This is a genomic window from Streptomyces sp. CA-243310, assembly GCF_050936775.1.
Lineage (GTDB): Bacteria > Actinomycetota > Actinomycetes > Streptomycetales > Streptomycetaceae > Streptomyces.
Genome location: NZ_JBNJMF010000001.1, coordinates 2,440,630 through 2,459,812, shown reverse-complemented (window position 1 = coordinate 2,459,812; position 19,183 = coordinate 2,440,630). Strand labels below are relative to the sequence as shown.

Annotated in this window: 16 protein-coding genes; 10 read left to right on the top strand and 6 right to left on the bottom strand. The window is 71.1% G+C overall.

What is annotated here, in order from left to right:
• Positions 1–4: 4 nt before the first annotated feature.
• The 5 genes from ACQEVM_RS11165 to ACQEVM_RS11145 all read right to left on the bottom strand — a co-directional run bounded on the left by ACQEVM_RS11165 (position 5) and on the right by ACQEVM_RS11145 (position 5,423).
• Positions 5–580 carry a GNAT family N-acetyltransferase gene (locus ACQEVM_RS11165; RefSeq protein ID WP_433077466.1) on the bottom strand — a complete coding sequence of 192 codons (576 nt, stop codon included), beginning with the start codon at positions 578–580 and terminating at the stop codon, positions 5–7.
• Positions 581–614: 34 nt separating this feature from the next.
• Positions 615–2,606 carry a prolyl oligopeptidase family serine peptidase gene (locus tag ACQEVM_RS11160; protein WP_433077464.1) on the bottom strand — a complete coding sequence of 664 codons (1,992 nt, stop codon included), beginning with the start codon at positions 2,604–2,606 and terminating at the stop codon, positions 615–617.
• A 13-nt stretch (positions 2,607–2,619) separates the two neighbouring features.
• Positions 2,620–3,975, bottom strand: a complete 1,356-nt coding sequence (locus ACQEVM_RS11155) for a M20/M25/M40 family metallo-hydrolase (protein ID WP_433077462.1) — start codon at positions 3,973–3,975, stop codon at positions 2,620–2,622.
• On the bottom strand, positions 3,968–4,801 hold the full coding sequence (locus ACQEVM_RS11150) for a M55 family metallopeptidase (RefSeq protein ID WP_433077460.1): 834 nt from the start codon (positions 4,799–4,801) through the stop codon (positions 3,968–3,970). Before ACQEVM_RS11150 ends, ACQEVM_RS11155 begins: the two co-directional genes overlap by 8 nt.
• Before the next feature lie 178 nt (positions 4,802–4,979).
• Positions 4,980–5,423: an SRPBCC family protein gene (locus ACQEVM_RS11145; protein WP_433077458.1), complete on the bottom strand. Its 444-nt coding sequence runs from the start codon at positions 5,421–5,423 to the stop codon at positions 4,980–4,982.
• A gap of 333 nt (positions 5,424–5,756) precedes the next feature.
• Here ACQEVM_RS11145 and ACQEVM_RS11140 point away from each other — a divergent pair, with 333 nt between their 5' ends.
• Both ACQEVM_RS11140 and ACQEVM_RS11135 read left to right on the top strand, forming a co-directional pair.
• Positions 5,757–7,340, top strand: coding sequence for an alpha/beta hydrolase (locus ACQEVM_RS11140; RefSeq protein ID WP_433077456.1), 1,584 nt, complete (start codon positions 5,757–5,759; stop codon positions 7,338–7,340).
• 23 nt (positions 7,341–7,363) lie between these two features.
• Complete coding sequence (locus ACQEVM_RS11135; protein ID WP_433077454.1) at positions 7,364–7,777, top strand: RidA family protein; 414 nt, start codon at positions 7,364–7,366, stop codon at positions 7,775–7,777.
• Between the two features lie 161 nt (positions 7,778–7,938).
• Here ACQEVM_RS11135 and ACQEVM_RS11130 read toward each other — a convergent pair whose 3' ends face one another.
• Entirely contained in the window at positions 7,939–8,520 is a 582-nt protein-coding gene (locus ACQEVM_RS11130) for a HEAT repeat domain-containing protein (RefSeq protein WP_433077452.1), read from the bottom strand.
• 374 nt (positions 8,521–8,894) lie between these two features.
• Here ACQEVM_RS11130 and ACQEVM_RS11125 point away from each other — a divergent pair, with 374 nt between their 5' ends.
• The 8 genes from ACQEVM_RS11125 to ACQEVM_RS11090 all read left to right on the top strand — a co-directional run bounded on the left by ACQEVM_RS11125 (position 8,895) and on the right by ACQEVM_RS11090 (position 19,126).
• Complete coding sequence (locus ACQEVM_RS11125; RefSeq protein WP_433077450.1) at positions 8,895–10,697, top strand: 3-hydroxyacyl-CoA dehydrogenase family protein; 1,803 nt, start codon at positions 8,895–8,897, stop codon at positions 10,695–10,697.
• Between the two features lie 187 nt (positions 10,698–10,884).
• Positions 10,885–11,718: a TetR family transcriptional regulator gene (locus tag ACQEVM_RS11120; RefSeq protein ID WP_433077448.1), complete on the top strand. Its 834-nt coding sequence runs from the start codon at positions 10,885–10,887 to the stop codon at positions 11,716–11,718.
• A 400-nt stretch (positions 11,719–12,118) separates the two neighbouring features.
• On the top strand, positions 12,119–13,456 hold the full coding sequence (ccrA, locus tag ACQEVM_RS11115) for a crotonyl-CoA carboxylase/reductase (RefSeq protein WP_053681712.1): 1,338 nt from the start codon (positions 12,119–12,121) through the stop codon (positions 13,454–13,456).
• 31 nt (positions 13,457–13,487) lie between these two features.
• Positions 13,488–15,584, top strand: coding sequence for a protein meaA (locus ACQEVM_RS11110; protein WP_433077446.1), 2,097 nt, complete (start codon positions 13,488–13,490; stop codon positions 15,582–15,584).
• Positions 15,581–16,555, top strand: coding sequence for an HpcH/HpaI aldolase/citrate lyase family protein (locus tag ACQEVM_RS11105; protein ID WP_433077444.1), 975 nt, complete (start codon positions 15,581–15,583; stop codon positions 16,553–16,555). Before ACQEVM_RS11110 ends, ACQEVM_RS11105 begins: the two co-directional genes overlap by 4 nt.
• Positions 16,556–16,560: 5 nt before the next feature.
• Entirely contained in the window at positions 16,561–17,073 is a 513-nt protein-coding gene (locus ACQEVM_RS11100; RefSeq protein ID WP_053681718.1) for a MaoC family dehydratase, read from the top strand.
• Between the two features lie 4 nt (positions 17,074–17,077).
• The gene (locus ACQEVM_RS11095) at positions 17,078–18,283 is read left to right on the top strand and encodes an acyl-CoA dehydrogenase family protein (protein ID WP_267796086.1); all 1,206 of its coding nucleotides are present in this window, start codon (positions 17,078–17,080) and stop codon (positions 18,281–18,283) included.
• Between the two features lie 186 nt (positions 18,284–18,469).
• The gene (locus ACQEVM_RS11090; RefSeq protein WP_053681721.1) at positions 18,470–19,126 is read left to right on the top strand and encodes a phosphatidylserine decarboxylase; all 657 of its coding nucleotides are present in this window, start codon (positions 18,470–18,472) and stop codon (positions 19,124–19,126) included.
• The last annotated feature ends 57 nt before the right edge of the window (positions 19,127–19,183 follow it).

The following is a 19,183-nucleotide window of genomic DNA, read 5'->3' as shown; positions in this document are numbered from 1 at the left end:
GCCCTCATCCTGGGCGACGCGTGGCCCCGGGGCCGGGCATTTCGGCGGTCAGGGCCCAGCGCTCGTGGTCGCGCCAGGCCCCGTCGATGTGCAGGAAGTCCGGGGAGAGGCCCTCCAGCCGGAAGCCGCGGCCTCGGACGAGGGCGAGGGAGGCGGTGTTGCCGGGCTGGACGTTCGCCTCCAGTCGGTGCAGCCCGAGGCCCTGGCCGGCGGGTGCGAAGGCGTACCCGATCACGAGGTCGAGGGCCTCGCCGAGGAGTCCCCGGCCGGCGGCGTGGGCGAAGGCGGCGTAGCCGAGGGCTCCGCATTGGAAGCCCCCGCGGACGATGTTGTTGACGTTGACGAATCCGGCGATGGCCCCGCCGGCGCGCTCGCAGACGAGGACTCCGAACCGGCTGTCGCCGTCGCCGAGCCGGGCCGCCCAGGGCTCGTACGCCTCGACGGTGTCGGGCGGGAACATCCAGGGGCGGTGCAGGGCGCGGCTTTCGTGGACGCGTGTGACGAACTCGGGTCCGTCGGCCGGCCGAAAGGGCCTGATCCCGACCCTGGCCCCCTCGTCGAGGTAGGTGACATGAGACATCGGCCCAGGGTAGAGGAGCGGGGGCGGGGGGCCGTCACGGCTCCAGCGGCAGCCGCGGCACGTCCGTCCGCTCGATCCCGAACACCTGCGCGTAGAGCGAGAGCTCCGCTTCCAGGGCCCGGACCATGGTGTCCGCGCGGCGGAAGCCGTGGCCCTCGCCCGCGAAGGTCACGTAGGCGTGCGGGACGGCCCGGCCTCGCAGGGCGGCGAGGAGCCGTTCGGCCTGGGCCGGCGGGCAGATCGGGTCGTCCAGGCCCTGGAGCAGGACGAAGGGCGCGGTGATCCGGTCGGCGCGGGCCACCGGGGAGCGTTCGCGGCAGATCAGGTCGAGGGTCCGGGGCGGCCCGGCGAGGCCGTCGATGTAGCGGGATTCCAGGTCGTGCGTCTCGGCCGCGAAGCCGCGCAGGTCCAGCACGGGGTAGATGATCGCCGCGCAGGCGTACAGGTCGGTGGCGGCCAGGGAGGCCGCGGCGGTCCAGCCTCCGGCGCTGCCGCCGCGGATCGCGAGCCGGTCCGGGTCGGCGGTGCCCTCGGCGGCCAGGGCGCGGGCCACGGCCGCGCAGTCCTCCACGTCCACCACGCCCCACTGCTCGCGCAGCCGCTCCCGGTAGGCGCGGCCGTAGCCGGAGGAGCCGCCGTAATTGACCTCGACGACGCCGATGCCGCGCGAGGTGAAGTAGGCGATGTGCAGGTCCAGTACGGGTGGCACGTGATCGGTGGGTCCGCCGTGCACCCACACCACGTACGGGGGCAGTTCGTCGGCGGGGGCCGGTCGGTCCGGGTGGTGCGGCGGGTAGACGTGGGCGTGGATCTCGCGGTCGTCCGGGCCGGTGAAGGTCCGGCTCTGCGGCTCGGGGTAGTAGGACGGGTCGACGGGGTCGGACGCCCGGGCGCCGATCACGCGGGCGTGGCCGGTGGCGGTGTCGAGTTCCACCACCTCGTATCCGCTGCGCGGGCTGGCGGCGACCCCGAAGACCCGGGAGTCGCTGACGGCCAGGGTGGGTTGCCAGGACGTCCAGGGCCCGGCGGCGTCCACGAGGTCCCCGCTCTCGGGGTCGAGTACGCCGAGCACCGAGGAGCCCTGGCCGTGCAGGACGGCGACGAGCCCGTCAGGCAGCGGGGCGAGCCAGCTCAGTCCGGGCTTCCACAGCGGGCCGCCGAACTCCTCTTCGCGGGGGCACAGGTTGACGGCCTCGCCGCTGTGCGGGTCCACGCGGTACGGGTTCCACCAGCCGCTCCGGTCGCTCACCGCGAGAAGGGTCCCGTCGGGCGCCCACTCCACCTGGGCCACGGCCTCGTCGGGTCCGCCGAGCACGGTGCGGGGGGCGCCGATCTCGCCGGCCCCGGTGACCTCGGCGAGCAGCAACTCGGTTCCGTCCCAGGGCATCCGGGGATGGTCCCAGACCAGTCGGGCCAGGGTGCGCCCGTCGGGGGACAGTCGGGGCCCGGTGGTGAACCGGTGCCGATCGCCGGTCAACTCCCGCACGGCGTCACGGTCTTCGGCGGCCGATCCGTCCAGGGGGACGGCGGCCAGGACGCGCCGCACATCGGTGGGCGCGGGTCCGGTGAACTCCTCCAGCACGCACCAGACCTCGTCGCCGCGCAGCACCGGGTCGGCCCAGCGCAGTCCGCCGCCGACCGTGCCCACGGGGGTGAGCGGTCGGGGGGCCGGAGCGCCGGACGCGTCCGGTTCGTACGCGTACAGCCTCTGGTCGGCGAAGTGCACGAACACCAACAGCGGCCCGCCGGAGTCCCGTTCGACGCCGGCCCAGGGGCGTCCCCCGTACTCGGTGACCCTGCTGCGGACGTTCCAGGGCGCGGGCAGCACGGGCCGTTCGGGGCGGCCGTCGGTGGGGCGCCGCACGAGGGTCCGGCGACCTCCCTCCTCCGGCCGGGGCTCGGTCCACCACACCTCGGGGCCGATGGTGCCCACGTACTCGGGCCGCCCGTCGAGTGCGGCGGCGAGCGCGGCGTCGATGGGCGAGGGCCAGCCGCCGTAGGGCCGGGGCGGGGTGAGCGGCGCCATCACCGGGTCCCCGTCACAGCGCGCGCAGGGCGCGGTCGAGGACGCGGACGCCGAAGTGCAGGGCGTCGACCGGGACCCGCTCGTCCACGCCGTGGAAGAGGGACCAGTAGTCGAAGCCGGGTGGCAGCTTGAGCGGGGAGTAGCCGTAGCCGGTGATGCCGAGCCGGGAGAACTGCTTGGCGTCGGTGCCGCCCGCCATGCAGAACGGGACCACGTGCCCTTCGGGGTCGAAGTGCTCCACGGCCTCGCGCAGGATCCCGAAGGTCCGTCCGTCAACGGGTGCTTCGAGCGCCACCTCGCGGTGGTGGAACTCCCAGCGCACGTCGGGGCCGGTGAGCGCGTCGAGGGTGGCGATGAACTCCGCCTCCCCGCCGGGGAGCGTGCGGCCGTCCACGTAGGCGGTGGCCTGGCCCGGGATCACGTTCACTTTGTAACCGGCGCTGAGCATGGTCGGGTTGGCGCTCTGCCGCACGGTGGGCCGCACGAGGGCGGCGGCCGGTCCGAGCGCGGCGAGCAGTTCCGTCAGGTCGAGGTCCTCGCCGCGCGGGTCCACCGACAGGCCTTCCAGGGCGGCGAGTTCGGTGATGCAGGCGGTCACGGTGTCGGTGAGGCGCACCGGCCACTCGTACTCGCCGATCCTGGTGACGGCGGCGGCGAGCCGGCTGACGGCGTTGGCCCGGTTGGGCTTGGATCCGTGCCCGGCGGTGCCGTGCGCGGTCAGCTTCAGCCACGCGGTGCCCCGCTCGCCGGCGGCGATCGGGTAGAGGGAACGGCCCGGGGCGGGGTGGACGGTGAAGGCTCCGGACTCGCTCAGCCCCTCGGTGCAGCCCTCGAAGAGTTCCGGGTGGTGGTCGGCGAGGAAGCCCGCCCCGTCGATCGCGCTGTCCTCCTCGTCGGCGGTGTACGCGATCACGATGTCGCGGCGCGGCTTCACGCCCGCCCGTGCCCAGGCCCGTACGACGGCCAGCACCATCGCGTCCGTGTTCTTCATGTCGACGGCGCCGCGGCCCCAGACGACGCCGTCGCGGATCTCGCCGGAGAAGGGGTGCACGCTCCAGTCGGCGGCCTCGGCGGGCACCACGTCGAGGTGGCCGTGGACCAGGAGGGCGTCGGCTCCGGGGTCGCTGCCCTCGATCCGGGCCACCACGTTGGTGCGGCCCGGGGTGCGTTCCAGCAGGATCGGGTCCAGGCCGGCGCCGGCGAGCCGTTCGGCGACGTACTCGGCGGCCGGTCGCTCGCGGCAGTCGCCGCCGCCGCGGTTGGTGGTGTCGATGCGGATGAGGCCGGAGGTGTAGTCGACCACCTCGTCGAGGGCCGTCGGGTCCACGGCTTCGCAGGGGCGGGTCTCCGTTGCGTGCATGTCAGCCATACTGCTCCTCCACAGCCGCCGAGACGACCGTCGTGACCGTCTTGAAGGTCCGGATCCCCTCGTACATCGTCTCGTTGGTGTACGCGACCCTGCGTTCGCCCGAGCGTTCGACGCCGGGGACCACGGTGGCGGCCAGGCCCAGGTGCTCCGCGTCGAACTCCAGTTCCACCCTGAACGGTCCTCCCACCACGGGCTCGTGGCGGACCGCGAGGGCGACGGCCTCCGTCGCGGCGGCCCGGATGTCGGCGGCCGTGCGGGCGGGCGTGCGACAGACGGCCGCGTACCGCGAGACGTGGTCCTTGACCGCGACGGTCACCGCGTCCGGGGCGTATCCGGCGGCGTCGACACAGGTCAGGTCGTCGCCGGTGACGAGGATGACCGGGACTCCGTACTCGGCGACGACGTGGGCGTTGAGCAGCCCCTCGCTGGCGCGCACACCGTTGACCCACACGCCGGTGATCGAGTTCGCGAGGTAGGTGTGGGCGAGGACGCCTTCCGTGCCGGCCCCGGTGTGGTAGCCGACGAAGGCGATGCCGTCCACGTCGCCGTACTGGACGCCCTCGACCATGGACAGCGACTTGTGCCGGCCGGTGAGCATCTCGACGCGGGCGTCGAGCTTCTCCAGGAGCAGGTTCCGCATGGTCCAGTGGGCCTCGTTGACGAGGACCCGGTCGGCGCCGCCGTCGTAGAAACCGAGCACCGCGGCGTTCACGTCGGAGGTGAACATGGCCCGGCAGCGCTCCCACTGGGGGGTGCCGGGCAGCACGTCGGCGGGCCAGGTGACGCCGGTGGCGCCTTCCATGTCGGCGGAGACGAGGATCTTCATCGGGTCCCCCGGTGGGTCGGGTCGCGGCCCCGGTGGGCCGGGCCGCGGACCCCTCACCCTAGCCGCCCGGGCCTCTCCCGCCCCGGGGGCCACGCCCGGGCTCCGGCGACTCGCCCCCGGACGGAAGACCACCCGAACCGGTGAGCCGCCCGGCGCAGCCGGCGGGCAACGGCCTTGCTCAGCCCTCGACTTCACCGGCCAGGTTGGCGAGCAGGGTGTCGTGGATGCGGGCGAGGCCCTTCGGGGCGAAGGTGCGCTCGAAGAAGCCGCCGATGCCGCCCGCGCCGTTCCAGACGGTGCTGACGACCACCTTCGACCTGCCTTCGCCGGCCGGGGTCACCGTCCAGGTGGTGACCATGGAGGAGTTGCGGTCCTTCTCCACGAGCCGGCCCTCGGTGGGCTCGGCGACCTCCAGCAGGCAGTCGCGCACGCGCTTGCTGGTCGCCTGGAGCTTCCAGTGGACCAGGGTGCCGGCGCCGTCGCCGCCCTCGCGCACCTCGTACTCGCTGTAGTGCTCGGGGAGCAGCTTGCCCCGGGTCCCCGAGTAGTCCGCCAGCGCGTCGAACACGGTCTCCGCGTCAGCCGCGATGATCCGCTCCGTGGTGGCCTCGACCTGCGCCATAGCTGTTCCTCCAGCAGTTGTGTCCGCTCGTCGCGGCTAGACAACCACCTCCGGGGCGGGGGCCCAAATCCGGGGGCGGACGGGACATCGACCTCGGTGGGCGAGGGGTTCCCGCCGGCCGGCCGGATTCCGCCCCGCCGGGGCGGCCCCGCCGGAACCCGAGGTCCGAACGACCCGCCGAGGCTGCGCACGCCGGTCCGACCCGGCTCACCCTCCTGTGGTCCCGGACGGCCCCTGAAAGCTCATCACATCGGACCAATCGGCAGCCCAATCCCGGATTCCGGCCTTGGTTTCCGGGACGATTCCGCCCAGAACCCTCGGCTGGGAGGCCCCATGCTGCACCCCGTGACCAAGCGCGGCCCGCTGAAGAAGCGCGCCGCCGTCCTGCTGTCGATCTCCACCGTGGCCGCCGCCCTCGCGAGCCCCGTCACCGCCGCCCCGGCGGCCGCCACGGCCCCGACGGCCCCGGCCCTGCGCTGGACCGACTGCAAGACGCCCCGCCACCCCACGCTCCAATGCGCCTCCCTGAAGGTCCCGCTCGACCACGACCGGCCCGCCGGCCGGCAGATCGCCCTCGCGCTGACCCGCGTCCCGCACACCTCCGCGAAGTCCCGGGGACCCCTGCTGGTCAACCCCGGTGGCCCCGGCGGCAGCGGGCGCGCCCTCGCCGGGTACATCGCCTCCGCGCTGCCCAAGGACGTGGCCGGCTCGTTCGACGTGATCGGCTTCGACCCGCGCGGCGTGGGCAAGAGCGAGCCCGCCCTGGACTGCGGCGCCGGGCACTTCACCCCGGTGCGCCCCGACTCCGTGCCCCTGGACCGGGCGACCGAGCAGGCCAACCTGGAGCGGGTCAAGACCTTCGCCGAGTCCTGCCAGACCAAGCACGCGGACGTGCTCCCGTACATCGGCACCGTCTCGGCCGCCCGCGACCTGGAGGTGCTGCGCACGGCGCTCGGCGCACCGAAGCTCAGCTATCTGGGGTACTCCTACGGGACCTACCTGGGCGCCGTGTACGCCCGGCTCCACCCGGACCGGGTGGACCGGCTGGTGCTGGACTCCGTCGTGGACCCGGCCGGCGTCTGGTACGAGGACAACCTCGCCCAGGACCAGGCCTTCGACGCCCGCCACAAGGCCTTCCTCGCCTGGGTGGCCCGGTACGACGAGAAGTACCGGCTCGGCACCGACCCGGCCCGGATCGAGGCGCGCTGGTACGAGATGCGCGACGCGCTGCGCGCGGCGCCGGCGGGCGGCAAGGTGGGCCCCTCCGAACTGGAGGACACCTTCATGCCCGGCGGCTACTACAACGGCTACTGGCCCCACCTCGCCGAGGCCTTCTCCGCGTACGCGGTGGACAAGGACCCCAAGCCGCTGGTGTCGGCCTACGAACGGTTCGGCGCGGTGGAGCCCTCGGCGGGCAACAGCTACAGCGTCTACACCGCGGTGCAGTGCCGGGACTCGGCCTGGCCGCGGAACTGGAACCAGTGGCGCGCCGACATGTGGCGCACACACGCCAAGGCACCCTTCATGACCTGGAACAACGCCTGGTACAACGCCCCCTGCGCGTTCTGGCCGACGGAACCCCTGCAGGCCCCGGACGTGACCAACACCGAGCTTCCGCAGGCCCTGCTGTTCCAGGCGACGGAGGACGCGGCGACCCCGTACGAGGGCGCGGTCAGCATGAAGGGCAAGCTCAAGGGCGCGGCCCTGGTGGTGGAGCAGGGCGGCGGCAACCACGGGATCGCCCTGAGCGGCAACAAGTGCCTGGACGAGAAGCTGTCCGCGTACCTGCGCACCGGCAAGGCCGCCGACGCCACCTGCCCCGCGCAGCCCGCCCCGACGCCGGCCGCCGCGACGCGCGCGGTCCCGCCCTCGGCCGGCGGGGCCGCCCTGCACGGCCTGCTGGGCTTCCGCGGCTGAGCCCGGGAGGGCAGGATCGGCGCATGACCACGCCCCGCACCGACCACCTCACCCGCATCGCCGCGCCCGAGGGCGTCGGCCCGAGCCCCCAGTACAGCCATGTCGTCTGGGGCACCGGCCGGTTCGTCGCGATCTCGGGGCAGTGCGCCTTCGACGAGGAGGGCGGGGTGGTCGGCGTCGGCGACGCCGCGGCGCAGGCCCGTCAGGTGTTCGAGAACCTGCGCTGCTGTCTGGAGGCCGCCGGCGCGACCTTCGCGGACGTGGTGAAGCTGACGTACTTCGTGACGGACGTGGCCCACCTGCCGGCGGTACGGGACGCCCGGGCCGCCGTCATCCCGGCAGACCGCCTCCCGGCCTCCTCGGCGGTCCAGGTCGCCGCCCTGGTCCACCCGGAACTCCTCCTGGAGGTCGAGGCCTTCGCGGTGGTCCCGCTCTAGGCCCCGTCGTCGAAGTCTCGCCTGGCCCGCGGCGCCCGATACCGCACCTCGCCGCGTTGTCGGGGCACCCCAGTACGTCCAGTACACGGACGCCCCTCCGCCTCGCGATGCACGGCACCGAACACCGCGGGCCCTACCGGCGCCACTTCGACGACAGGACCCTAGGCCCTGTCGGACGGCTCCCGGTCGGCCGGGGCCAGTCGGCGCAGTGCCTCCGTCGCGGCCACCGCCAGGCGGGGGTGGGACTGGGCGCGGGTGAGGACCTCGCGGGCCCGGGGGTCGGCGAGTGCGCCCAGTCCCTCCACGCACGCCAGGGCGACCCTCCAGTAGGGGTCGTGGGGCGAGAGGAGTCGGGACAGCGTGCCGATCAGCGCCGGCGCCGACTCGGGGGCCCGCAGCGCCGCCAACAGCCGGACCGGGTGGAGGGCGTAGGCGGTGCGGAGCTCGTTCGTGGCCAGGGCGGCCGCCGCCCGGGCCGTGCGCGGGTCCCCGAGGACGGCCAGCGCCCGCGCGGCGGCCTCGCAGCGCGGCGGGTCGCGGTGGTTGAGGAGCAGCACCAGCGATTCGAAGGCCCGCCGGTCCCCGGCCAGCCCCAGCCGGTAGGCGGCCAGCTCGCGGGCCCACAACGGCAGGCCGGCGCGGGTCAGGGAGGCCGCCAGCGCGTCGGGGTCCGCCGCGAGCAGTTCCTCGTACTCCGCCGACTGCCCCGACTCGGTCCGCAGGCGCTCCAGCACGTCGTTCACGCGGCCAACCCTAGGGGGGCGGGGCCGCCGCCACGCCGGGTTCCCCGAGATGTGCGCACCCCTGATGATCGATGATCGATGATCGGTACATTTGGGCGTTACAGGTCACATCTCCGCGCTATGGCGCGCCAGTTACCGGCGAGTTACTCTCGCTTCAACACGTACGGGGCAGGCCTGGTGACGCAGCCGCCTCGTACCAGTCGGTTCACCACCCCGGTACCCCCGGGTACCGCATGTTCGTGATCGGCGTGACCCTCGGGACAGGGTCCGCCGCTCCGCCCCCTCTTCGGGCATCTCTGCGGAATTTCCGGTCCGCGTGCCGTGCGGCCGCGCGCCTTCCCTCAGTCGTCACCCTCTTCCACTGGAGTCCCGCGATGGACCTTCCGTCCACGTCCAGTCAATCCACCCTCCAGACCATCGCCGTCGTCGGCCTCGGCACGATGGGCACCGGCATCGCCGAGATCCTCGCCCGGGCCGGCCGCGAGGTCATCGGCATCGACATCAGCGACGCCGCCACCCGTCGGGCCGGTGCCGCCCTCGCGGCCGCCACAGCCCGCTCCGTCGCCAAGGAGCGGCTGACCGAGGCCGAGCGCGACGGCGTGCTCGCCCGCTTCCGCACCTTCACCGAGTTGAGCGCGGCCGCCGACGCCGACCTGGTGATCGAGGTCGTCCCGGAGGACTACGCGCTCAAGCAGCGGCTGTTCCGCGAACTCGACGCGGTCGTCCGCCCGGACACGATCCTGGCCACCGGCACCAACGCCCTGTCGGTGACCCGGATGGCGGCCGAGTCCCAGCGCCCCGAGCGGGTCCTGGGCCTGCACTTCTTCAACCCGGCGCCGGCGATGAAGCTCGTCGAGGTCGTCTCGTGCGTGCTCACCTCCCCGACCGCCGTCGAGGCCGTCACCGAGCTGGCCCGCGAGCTGGGCAAGCAGCCCGTCGCGGTCGGCGACCGGCCCGGCTTCGTGGCCGACGGCCTGCTCTTCGGCTACCTCAACCAGGCCGCCGCGATGTACGAGTCGAAGTACGCCTCCCGCGAGGACATCGATGCGGCGATGCGGCTCGGCTGCGGCCTGCCCATGGGGCCGCTGGCCCTTCTCGACCTGATCGGCGTGGACACGGCCCGGACCGTCCTGGAGGCCATGTACGCCTCCTCCGGCGACCGGCTGCACGCCCCGGCCCCGATCCTCGGCCACCTGGCCGAGGCCGGCCTGACCGGGCAGAAGTCCGGGCGCGGTTTCTACACGTACGAGGCCCCGGGCAGCCAGGTCGTCGTCCGTGACCTCCAGACCCCGCCGGACGGCTCCCTGCTCGGCTCGGGTCGTCCGGTCTTCTCGGTCGGCGTGGCCGGTTCCGGGACCATGGCGAGCGGTATCGCGCAGGTCTTCGCGCAGGCCGGGTACGCGGTCGTGCTGGCGGCCCGCAGCCAGGAGAAGGCGGTGGCCGCCAAGGCCGCGATCGGCAAGTCCCTGGGCCGTGCGGTGTCCAAGGGCAGGCTGACCGAGGCGGCCGCCGCCGAGACCATGGAGCGGATCACGCCGGCCGGCTCCCTGGACGCCTTCGCCGAGGTGGACCTTGCGGTGGAGGCGGTCGCGGAGGACCTGGCCGTCAAGCAGGAGCTGTTCGCCGGTCTGGACAAGGTCTGCAAGCCGGGCGCGGTCCTGGCGACCACCACCTCCTCGCTCCCGGTGATCGCGGTGGCGCGGGCGACCTCGCGTCCGCAGGACGTGATCGGCATGCACTTCTTCAACCCGGCTCCCGCGATGAAGCTGGTCGAGGTGGTCCGGACCGTCCTGACCGCCGACGACGTGCACGCCACGGTCCGGGAGGTCTGCGCGAAGGTGCGCAAGCACCCGGTGGACTGCGGGGACCGGGCCGGGTTCATCGTGAACGCGCTGCTGTTCCCGTACCTGAACAACGCGATCAAGATGGTCGAACAGCACTACGCGAGCCTGGACGACATCGACGCCGCGATGAAGCTGGGCGGCGGCTACCCGATGGGGCCCTTCGAACTCCTCGACGTGGTCGGCCTGGACGTGTCGCTGGCCATCGAGAAGGTCCTGCACAAGGAGTTCCGCGACCCGGGCCTGGCCCCGTCCCCGCTGCTGGAGCACCTGGTGGCGGCGGGCTGCCTGGGCCGGAAGACCGGCCGCGGTTTCCGTGAGTACGCCCGCCGGTAAGCCGAGCCGGGACCGGCGGACACCCGAGCCGGATGCGTGGGGAGGGCTGCTCGGGCCTGCCGGACCCTCACGGCAGGCGAGCCCTCCCGACGAGCACTGTGTGCGCAGTGCGGGCTCTCCCCCGCATCCCTCCCCGTCCCACCCCCCTCAGGAGCGCCCTCCTGCGCGAATGAAGTACTTTCGCTCTATGTCCCAGCCCGCCAAGACCTCGCCCCGTGCCGCCGCGACCTCCGACGCCCCGGAGGGCACGGCCGGCACCAAGGCGGCCGCGCAGCGGCTCAAGATGCGCCGCGAGCTGGCCGCGGCCGCCATGGAGCTGTTCGCCACCAAGGGGTACGAGGCCACGACGGTCGACGAGATCGCCGCGACCGCCGGGGTGGCGCGCCGGACCTTCTTCCGGCACTTCCGCTCCAAGGAAGAGGCGATCTTCCCGGACCACGACGACACCCTGACCCGCGCCGAGGCCGTGCTGGACGTGGCCCCGGCGCACGAGCACCCGCTCGACACGGTGTGCCGCGGGATCAAGGAAGTCATGAAGATGTACGCCGCCTCGCCGGCGGTGTCGGTGGAGCGCTACCGGCTCACCCGCGAGGTGCCGGCGCTGCGGGAGCGGGAGATCGCCTCGGTCGCCCGGTACGAGCGGCTGTTCACGCGCTACCTGCTCGCCCACTTCGACGAGCAGGACCACCACGACGGCAATGACGATCCGCTGCTGGCGGAGGTGGCCGCCTCGGCGGTGGTCACGGCCCACAACCACGTGCTGCGGCGCTGGCTGCGGGCGGGCGGGCAGGGGGACGTGGAGGCGCAGCTGGACCACGCCTTCTCGATCGTGCGCAAGACCTTCGGATCGGGGATCGGCGCGGGCCGCACCGCGGCGGGCCCGCCCGCCGCGCCGGCCGCGGCCGTTCGCGCGCAGGGCGAGGTGCTGGTGGCGGTGGCCCGTACGGACGCACCGCTCGACGAGGTCATGCGGACCATCGAAGAGGCGCTCAGGAACAAGCAGGACAGCAAGCAGCAGTAGCACACGTCGTTCACGCGGGTTACCCGCGTCACAGTGGCCGCTCCCGTTCCGGGGGCGGCCATTTGCGTTTGTCCGGGTTGTCCCTACTCGCGGGTAACCCTGATCGATCATCGCTCATCTGCGCAGGTCAAATAGCAAATGAGAGAAAGTTTTGGCACGCGGTGCCTTGCTGAGTGACACGGGGTGCCATACGTTGAATCTCGTCCGGATGTCCCCGCGGTCCTCGCCCACTCGGCACGAACCGCGCCCCGGATGCCTGCGTCACCAGGCACCAGCACGCCTCACCACGGGCGTCGCAGCACCACCGCTTCGCCGAACCGACGGCACACACCACACCCGTTCCACGCGCACCCGCGTATCCCTCAGCGCACCCTCATCAGCGCTCGCCGGAGGCAACACCGTGAAGGACATCCTGGAAGCCATCCAGTCGCAGGCCGCCACGCCCGCCGACTTCGCGGCCCTGCCGCTCCCCGACTCGTACCGCGCGATCACCGTGCACAAGGACGAGGCGGGGATGTTCGAGGGGCTCACGACCCGTGAGAAGGACCCCCGCAAGTCCCTGCACCTGGACAACGTCCCGGTGCCGGAGCTCGGCCCGGGCGAGGCCCTGGTCGCCGTCATGGCCTCCTCGGTCAACTACAACTCCGTGTGGACCTCGATCTTCGAGCCGGTGTCCACCTTCAGCTTCCTGGAGCGCTACGGGCGCCTGTCGGACCTCAGCAAGCGCCACGACCTGCCGTACCACGTCATCGGCTCCGACCTCGCGGGCGTCGTCCTGCGCACCGGTCCCGGCGTGAACTCCTGGCAGCCGGGCGACGAGGTCGTCGCACACTGCCTCTCGGTGGAGCTGGAGTCCTCCGACGGCCACAACGACACGATGCTCGACCCCGAGCAGCGCATCTGGGGCTTCGAGACCAACTTCGGCGGCCTGGCGGAGATCGCCCTCGTCAAGTCCAACCAGCTGATGCCCAAGCCCGACCACCTCAGCTGGGAGGAGGCCGCCTCCCCCGGCCTGGTCAACTCCACCGCCTACCGCCAGCTGGTCTCCCGCAACGGCGCCGGCATGAAGCAGGGCGACAACGTCCTGATCTGGGGCGCCAGCGGCGGTCTCGGCTCCTACGCCACCCAGTTCGCGCTGGCCGGCGGGGCCAACCCGATCTGTGTCGTCTCCAGCGACCAGAAGGCGGACATCTGCCGGTCGATGGGCGCGACCGCGATCATCGACCGCAACGCCGAGGGCTACAAGTTCTGGAAGGACGAGCACACCCAGGACCCCAAGGAGTGGAAGCGCTTCGGCAAGCGCATCCGCGAGCTGACCGGCGGCGAGGACATCGACATCGTCTTCGAGCACCCCGGTCGCGAGACCTTCGGCGCGAGCGTCTACGTCACCCGCAAGGGCGGCACCATCACCACCTGCGCCTCGACCTCGGGCTACATGCACGAGTACGACAACCGCTACCTGTGGATGTCGCTCAAGCGCATCATCGGCTCGCACTTCGCGAACTACCGCGAGGCGTGGGAGGCCAACCGCCTGATCTCGAAGGGCAAGATCCACCCCACCCTCTCGAAGGTCTACTCCCTGGAGGAGACCGGCCAGGCCGCCTACGACGTCCACCGCAACCTCCACCAGGGCAAGGTCGGCGTCCTCGCGCTCGCCCCCGAGGAGGGCCTGGGCGTCCGCGACCACGAGTTGCGCGCGACGCACCTCGACGCGATCAACCGCTTCCGTAACGTCTGAGATCGTTCAAGGGCCAAAGGGACAGCCTGAGATGACAGAGCGCCAGAAGGACCGTCCGTGGCTCATGCGGACGTACGCCGGCCACTCCACGGCCGAGGCGTCCAACGAGCTGTACCGCCGCAACCTCGCCAAGGGACAGACCGGCCTGTCGGTCGCGTTCGACCTGCCGACGCAGACCGGCTACGACCCCGACCACATCCTCGCCCGCGGCGAGGTGGGCCGGGTCGGGGTCCCGGTCTCCCACCTGGGCGACATGCGGCGGCTGTTCCAGGACATCCCCCTGGAACAGATGAACACCTCGATGACGATCAACGCCACCGCCATGTGGCTGCTGGCGCTCTACCAGGTGGCCGCCGAGGAGCAGGGCGCGGACATCGCCCTGCTCCAGGGCACCACCCAGAACGACATCGTCAAGGAGTACCTCTCGCGCGGGACGCACGTCTTCCCGCCGGGACCGTCCCTCCGCCTGACGACGGACATGATCGCGTACACGGTCAACCACATCCCGAAGTGGAACCCGATCAACATCTGCTCGTACCACCTCCAGGAGGCCGGGGCCACCCCGGTCCAGGAGATCTCGTACGCGATGTCGACCGCCATCGCCGTGCTGGACTCGGTCCGCGACTCGGGCCAGGTGCCCGAGGAACGCTTCGGCGAGGTGGTCGCCCGCATCTCCTTCTTCGTGAACGCGGGGGTCCGCTTCATCGAGGAGATGTGCAAGATGCGCGCCTTCGGCCGCATCTGGGACAAGGTCACCCTGGAGCGCTACGGCATCGACAACGCGAAGCAGCGCCGCTTCCGGTACGGCGTCCAGGTCAACTCGCTGGGGCTGACCGAGGCCCAGCCGGAGAACAACGTCCAGCGCATCGTGTTGGAGATGCTGGCGGTCACCCTCTCCAAGGACGCCCGCGCCCGCGCCGTGCAGCTGCCCGCCTGGAACGAGGCGCTGGGCCTGCCCCGGCCCTGGGACCAGCAGTGGTCTCTGCGCATCCAGCAGGTCCTCGCGCACGAGAGCGACCTGCTGGAGTACGAGGACATCTTCGCCGGCTCGACCGTCATCGAGGCCAAGGTGGACTCGCTGGTGACGGAGTGCCTGGCCGAGATCGACCGGATCGAGGAGATGGGCGGCGCCATGGCGGCCGTCGAGTCGGGCTACCTCAAGTCCCAGCTGGTCTCCTCGCACGCCGAGCGGCGGGCCCGGATCGAGGACGGCGAGGACAAGATCGTCGGCGTCAACTGCTTCCAGCAGACCGAGGAGAACCCGCTCACCGCCGACCTGGACGGCGCCATCATGACGGTGGACGGGGCGCTGGAGGCGCAGACCGTCGAGCGCATCGGCCGCTGGAAGGCCGAGCGTCAGGAGTCCTCCGACCGGCAGGGCGGCGGCGACCCGTTCGTCTTCCCGACGGTGCGGCAGTCCCTGGACCGGCTGAAGGACGCCGCGGCCGGGACCGAGAACCTGATGGAGGCCACCCTGGAGTGCGCCCGGGCGGGCGTGACCACCGGGGAGTGGGCCGGCGCGCTGCGCGAGGTGTTCGGTGAGTTCCGCGCCCCGACCGGGGTCTCCTCGGCCCCGGTGGCGGTCGCCGCGGAGGCGGGCTCCCCGATGGCCCTGGTCCGCGCGAAGGTCTCCCGTACGGCCGACGATCTCGGCTCCGGCCGGCTGCGGCTGCTGGTCGGCAAGCCGGGCCTGGACGGTCACTCCAACGGCGCCGAGCAGATCGCCGTCCGGGCCCGTGACGCCGGCTTCGAGGTGGTCTACCAGGGCATCCGGCTGACACCCGAGGAGATCTCCTCGGCGGCGCTGGCCGAGGACGTGCACTGCGTGGGACTGTCCATCCTGTCCGGTTCGCACAGTGCCCTCGTCCCCGACGTGCTGGAACGCCTGCGTCTGGCGGGGGCGGGCGACATCCCCGTCATCGTGGGCGGCATCATTCCGAATGCCGACGCGGTGACACTCAAGGCGGCCGGCGTGGCCGCCGTGTTCACCCCCAAGGACTTCGGCATCACGGAGATCATCGGACGTATCGTCGACGAGATCCGCAAGGCCAACAAGCTCCACCCCCTTGACGAAGCCGACATCGTCGACACAGCTGACATCGCCGAAAGCACGGAGGTCCCCGCATGACCACGCCCACTTCCCCGGTCAACCGACTCCGGCCGCGCCGCTCCTGCCTCGCGGTGCCGGGCTCCAACCCCCGGTTCCTGGAGAAGGCCCAGGGCCTGCCGGCCGACCAGGTCTTCCTCGACCTGGAGGACGCCTGCGCCCCCCTCGCCAAGGAAGGCGCCCGCCACACCATCGTGGAGGCGCTGAACCAGGGCGACTGGACGGGCAAGACCCGGGTCGTGCGTGTCAACGACTGGACCACGCACTGGACGTACCGCGACGTCATCACGGTCGTCGAGGGCGCGGGCCAGAACCTCGACTGCATCATGCTGCCGAAGGTCCAGGACGCGCAGCAGGTCGTGGCGCTGGACCTGCTGCTGACCCAGATCGAGAAGACCATGGGCTTCGAGGTCGGCAAGATCGGCATCGAGGCGCAGATCGAGAACGCCAAGGGCCTGGTGAACGTCGACGAGATCGCCGGCGCCTCCCCCCGGCTGGAGACCATCATCTTCGGCCCGGCCGACTTCATGGCCTCGATCAACATGAAGTCCCTGGTCGTGGGCATGCAGCCGCCCGGGTACGGCGCGGACGCCTACCACTACATCCTGATGCGGATCCTGATGGCGGCCCGCATGCACGACCTCCAGGCGATCGACGGCCCCTTCCTCCAGATCAAGAACGTGGACGGGTACCGCGAGGTCGCCGGCCGCGCCGCCGCCCTCGGCTTCGACGGCAAGTGGGTGCTCCACCCCGGCCAGGTCGACGCCGCCAACGAGGTCTTCTCCCCCTCGCAGGAGGACTACGACCACGCCGAGCTGATCCTCGACGCGTACGACTGGTGCACCTCCGAGGCCGGCGGCAAGAAGGGGTCGGCGATGCTCGGCGACGAGATGATCGACGAGGCCAGCCGCAAGATGGCCCTGGTCATCGCGGGCAAGGGCCGCGCCGCCGGGATGCGTCGCACCACCAAGTTCGAGATCCCGGAGGCCTGATCCCCATGCAGTTCGGACGCACGTACGAAGAGTTCGAGATCGGTGCCGTCTACAAGCACTGGCCCGGGAAAACCGTCACCGAATACGACGACCACCTCTTCTGTCTGCTGACCATGAACCACCACCCGCTCCACATGGACAGCAACTACGCGGAGAACACGACCGACTTCGGCAAGAACGTCGTCGTGGGCAACTACATCTACTCCCTGCTGCTGGGCATGTCGGTCCCCGACGTCTCGGGCAAGGCCATCGCCAACCTGGAGATCGAGTCGCTGCGCCACGTGGCGCCGACCTTCCACGGCGACACCATCTACGGCGAGACCACGGTCCTCGACAAGACCCCGTCGAAGTCGAAGAACGACCGCGGGATCGTCTACGTCGAGACCAAGGGTTACAAGCAGGACGGCACCCTCGTCTGCGTCTTCCGGCGCAAGGTGATGGTTCCGACGGAGACCTACATCAAGGAACGCGGCGGCGAGCAGCCCGGCCGCCCCACGCTGAAGGAACAGGGGAAGTAGAACCATGAGCCGACTTGCCCAGACCGCCGGCCTGACGGACGACCAGAGGGACATCCTCAAGACCGTCCGGGAGTTCGTCGACAAGGAGATCATCCCGGTCGCGACCGAGCTGGAGCACCGCGACGAGTACCCGCAGCAGATCGTCGACGGTCTCAAGGAACTCGGCCTCTTCGGCCTGATGATCCCCGAGGAGTACGGCGGCCTGGGTGAGTCGTTGCTCACCTACGCGCTGTGCGTCGAGGAGATAGCGCGTGGCTGGATGTCCGTCTCGGGCATCATCAACACCCACTTCATCGTGGCGTACATGCTCAAGCAGCACGGCACGCAGGAGCAGAAGGACCACTTCCTCCCCCGCATGGCGCTGGGTGAGGTGCGCGGCGCGTTCTCGATGTCCGAGCCCGGGCTCGGCTCGGACGTGTCGGCCATCACCTCGAAGGCGGTGAAGGACGGCGACGAGTACGTCCTGAACGGCCAGAAGATGTGGCTGACGAACGGTGGCACCTCGACGCTGGTGGCCGTTCTGGTCCGAAGTGACGAAGGACACCCCGAAGGCACCGCCCCGCACAAGTCCATGACGACCTTCCTGGTCGAGAAGGAGCCGGGCTTCGGCGAGGTCCGTCCGGGCCTGACCATCCCGGGCAAGATCGACAAGATGGGCTACAAGGGCGTCGACACGACCGAGCTCATCATGGACGGACTGCGCATTCCGGCCAATCGGGTACTGGGCGGCCAGACCGGCCGAGGGTTTTACCAAATGATGGACGGGGTCGAGGTCGGCCGCGTCAACGTGGCGGCGCGTGGTTGCGGTGTCGCCCAGCGTGCGTTCGAGCTGGGTGTCTCCTATGCCCAGCAACGTCACACTTTCGGCAAGGCCATCGCCGAACACCAGGCCATCCAGTTCAAGCTCGCCGAGATGGCTACCAAGGTCGAAGCCGCCCATGCGATGATGGTCAATGCAGCACGCAAAAAGGACTCCGGGGAACGAAACGACCTCGAAGCAGGGATGGCGAAGTACCTCGCCTCCGAGTACTGCAAGGAGGTGGTGGAGGACGCCTTCCGCATCCACGGTGGGTACGGCTTCTCGAAGGAGTACGAGATCGAGCGCCTCTACCGCGAAGCCCCGATGCTCCTCATCGGCGAAGGTACGGCCGAGATCCAGAAAATGATCATCGGGCGACGCCTGCTGGAGGAGTACCGGCTCCAGGGCTGAAAGTCCCTTTCGTGGGGAATCGCGCAAAGGTTCCTCACGAAAGAGTCACTACCAGTGACCGACTTACGGCCATCGACTCGGCTTCTGGCTTGCCCAGTTGTTGCGCGCAACCGATAGCATTCCAGTAAAGCCGCCGTCCCGTCCCCCCGTTTGCGGCGCGGCAATCACCCGCTACGAAGGTCATCCATGCCCCACAGCCAAACCTCTGCACCTCGCGTCGGCCTCCTCGGTGGACGTCTCGCACGCGGAGCATCGCCGTGGCTTCTGCCGACCGTCGCCACCGCGGCGCTCAGCCTCACCCGGGCGCGCAAGTCCGGGCGCTGGGCCGCGGCGGCCGTGCCCGCCACCGCGCTCGCCGCGGGCATGCTGTGGTTCTTCCGCGACCCCGAGCGTGAGATCACGCAGGGTCGGGTCATCTCCCCCGCCGACGGTGTGGTGCAGAGCATCATGCCGTGGAAGGACGGACGGACCCGTGTCGCGATCTTCATGAGCCCGCTGAACGTCCACGTCAACCGTGCGCCCCTGGCGGGCACGGTGACGTCCGTGGAGCACATCCCCGGCGGGTTCGTCCCGGCGTTCAACAAGGAGAGCGAGAACAACGAGCGCGTCGTCTGGCACTTCGACACCGAGCTCGGCGACATCGAGATGGTGCAGATCGCCGGCGCGGTCGCGCGTCGGATCGTCCCGTACCTGCCGGCCGGCACCAAGGTGGAGCAGGGCGAACGCATCGGTCTGATCCGCTTCGGATCCCGCGTCGACATCTACCTCCCCGAGGGTGTCGAGGTCGCGGTCGAGGTCGGACAGGCCACCACCGCGGGGGTGACCCGAATTGACCGTGACTGACCCTGAGACTCCTGCCACAGGCTGGGTGCCGGAGGCCAAGGACGAGGACGACGCCGA

Excerpts from the sequence above, each read along its gene's own strand:
- ACQEVM_RS11165 (WP_433077466.1), bottom strand. The coding sequence starts at position 580 with ATGTCTCATGTCACCTACCTCGACGAGGGGGCCAGGGTCGGGATCAGG.
- ACQEVM_RS11160 (WP_433077464.1), bottom strand. The coding sequence starts at position 2,606 with ATGGCGCCGCTCACCCCGCCCCGGCCCTACGGCGGCTGGCCCTCGCCC.
- ACQEVM_RS11155 (WP_433077462.1), bottom strand. The coding sequence starts at position 3,975 with ATGGCTGACATGCACGCAACGGAGACCCGCCCCTGCGAAGCCGTGGAC.
- ACQEVM_RS11150 (WP_433077460.1), bottom strand. The coding sequence starts at position 4,801 with ATGAAGATCCTCGTCTCCGCCGACATGGAAGGCGCCACCGGCGTCACC.
- ACQEVM_RS11145 (WP_433077458.1), bottom strand. The coding sequence starts at position 5,423 with ATGGCGCAGGTCGAGGCCACCACGGAGCGGATCATCGCGGCTGACGCG.
- ACQEVM_RS11140 (WP_433077456.1), top strand. The coding sequence starts at position 5,757 with ATGCTGCACCCCGTGACCAAGCGCGGCCCGCTGAAGAAGCGCGCCGCC.
- ACQEVM_RS11135 (WP_433077454.1), top strand. The coding sequence starts at position 7,364 with ATGACCACGCCCCGCACCGACCACCTCACCCGCATCGCCGCGCCCGAG.
- ACQEVM_RS11125 (WP_433077450.1), top strand. The coding sequence starts at position 8,895 with ATGGACCTTCCGTCCACGTCCAGTCAATCCACCCTCCAGACCATCGCC.
- ACQEVM_RS11120 (WP_433077448.1), top strand. The coding sequence starts at position 10,885 with ATGTCCCAGCCCGCCAAGACCTCGCCCCGTGCCGCCGCGACCTCCGAC.
- ACQEVM_RS11110 (WP_433077446.1), top strand. The coding sequence starts at position 13,488 with ATGACAGAGCGCCAGAAGGACCGTCCGTGGCTCATGCGGACGTACGCC.
- ACQEVM_RS11105 (WP_433077444.1), top strand. The coding sequence starts at position 15,581 with ATGACCACGCCCACTTCCCCGGTCAACCGACTCCGGCCGCGCCGCTCC.
- ACQEVM_RS11100 (WP_053681718.1), top strand. The coding sequence starts at position 16,561 with ATGCAGTTCGGACGCACGTACGAAGAGTTCGAGATCGGTGCCGTCTAC.
- ACQEVM_RS11095 (WP_267796086.1), top strand. The coding sequence starts at position 17,078 with ATGAGCCGACTTGCCCAGACCGCCGGCCTGACGGACGACCAGAGGGAC.
- ACQEVM_RS11090 (WP_053681721.1), top strand. The coding sequence starts at position 18,470 with ATGCCCCACAGCCAAACCTCTGCACCTCGCGTCGGCCTCCTCGGTGGA.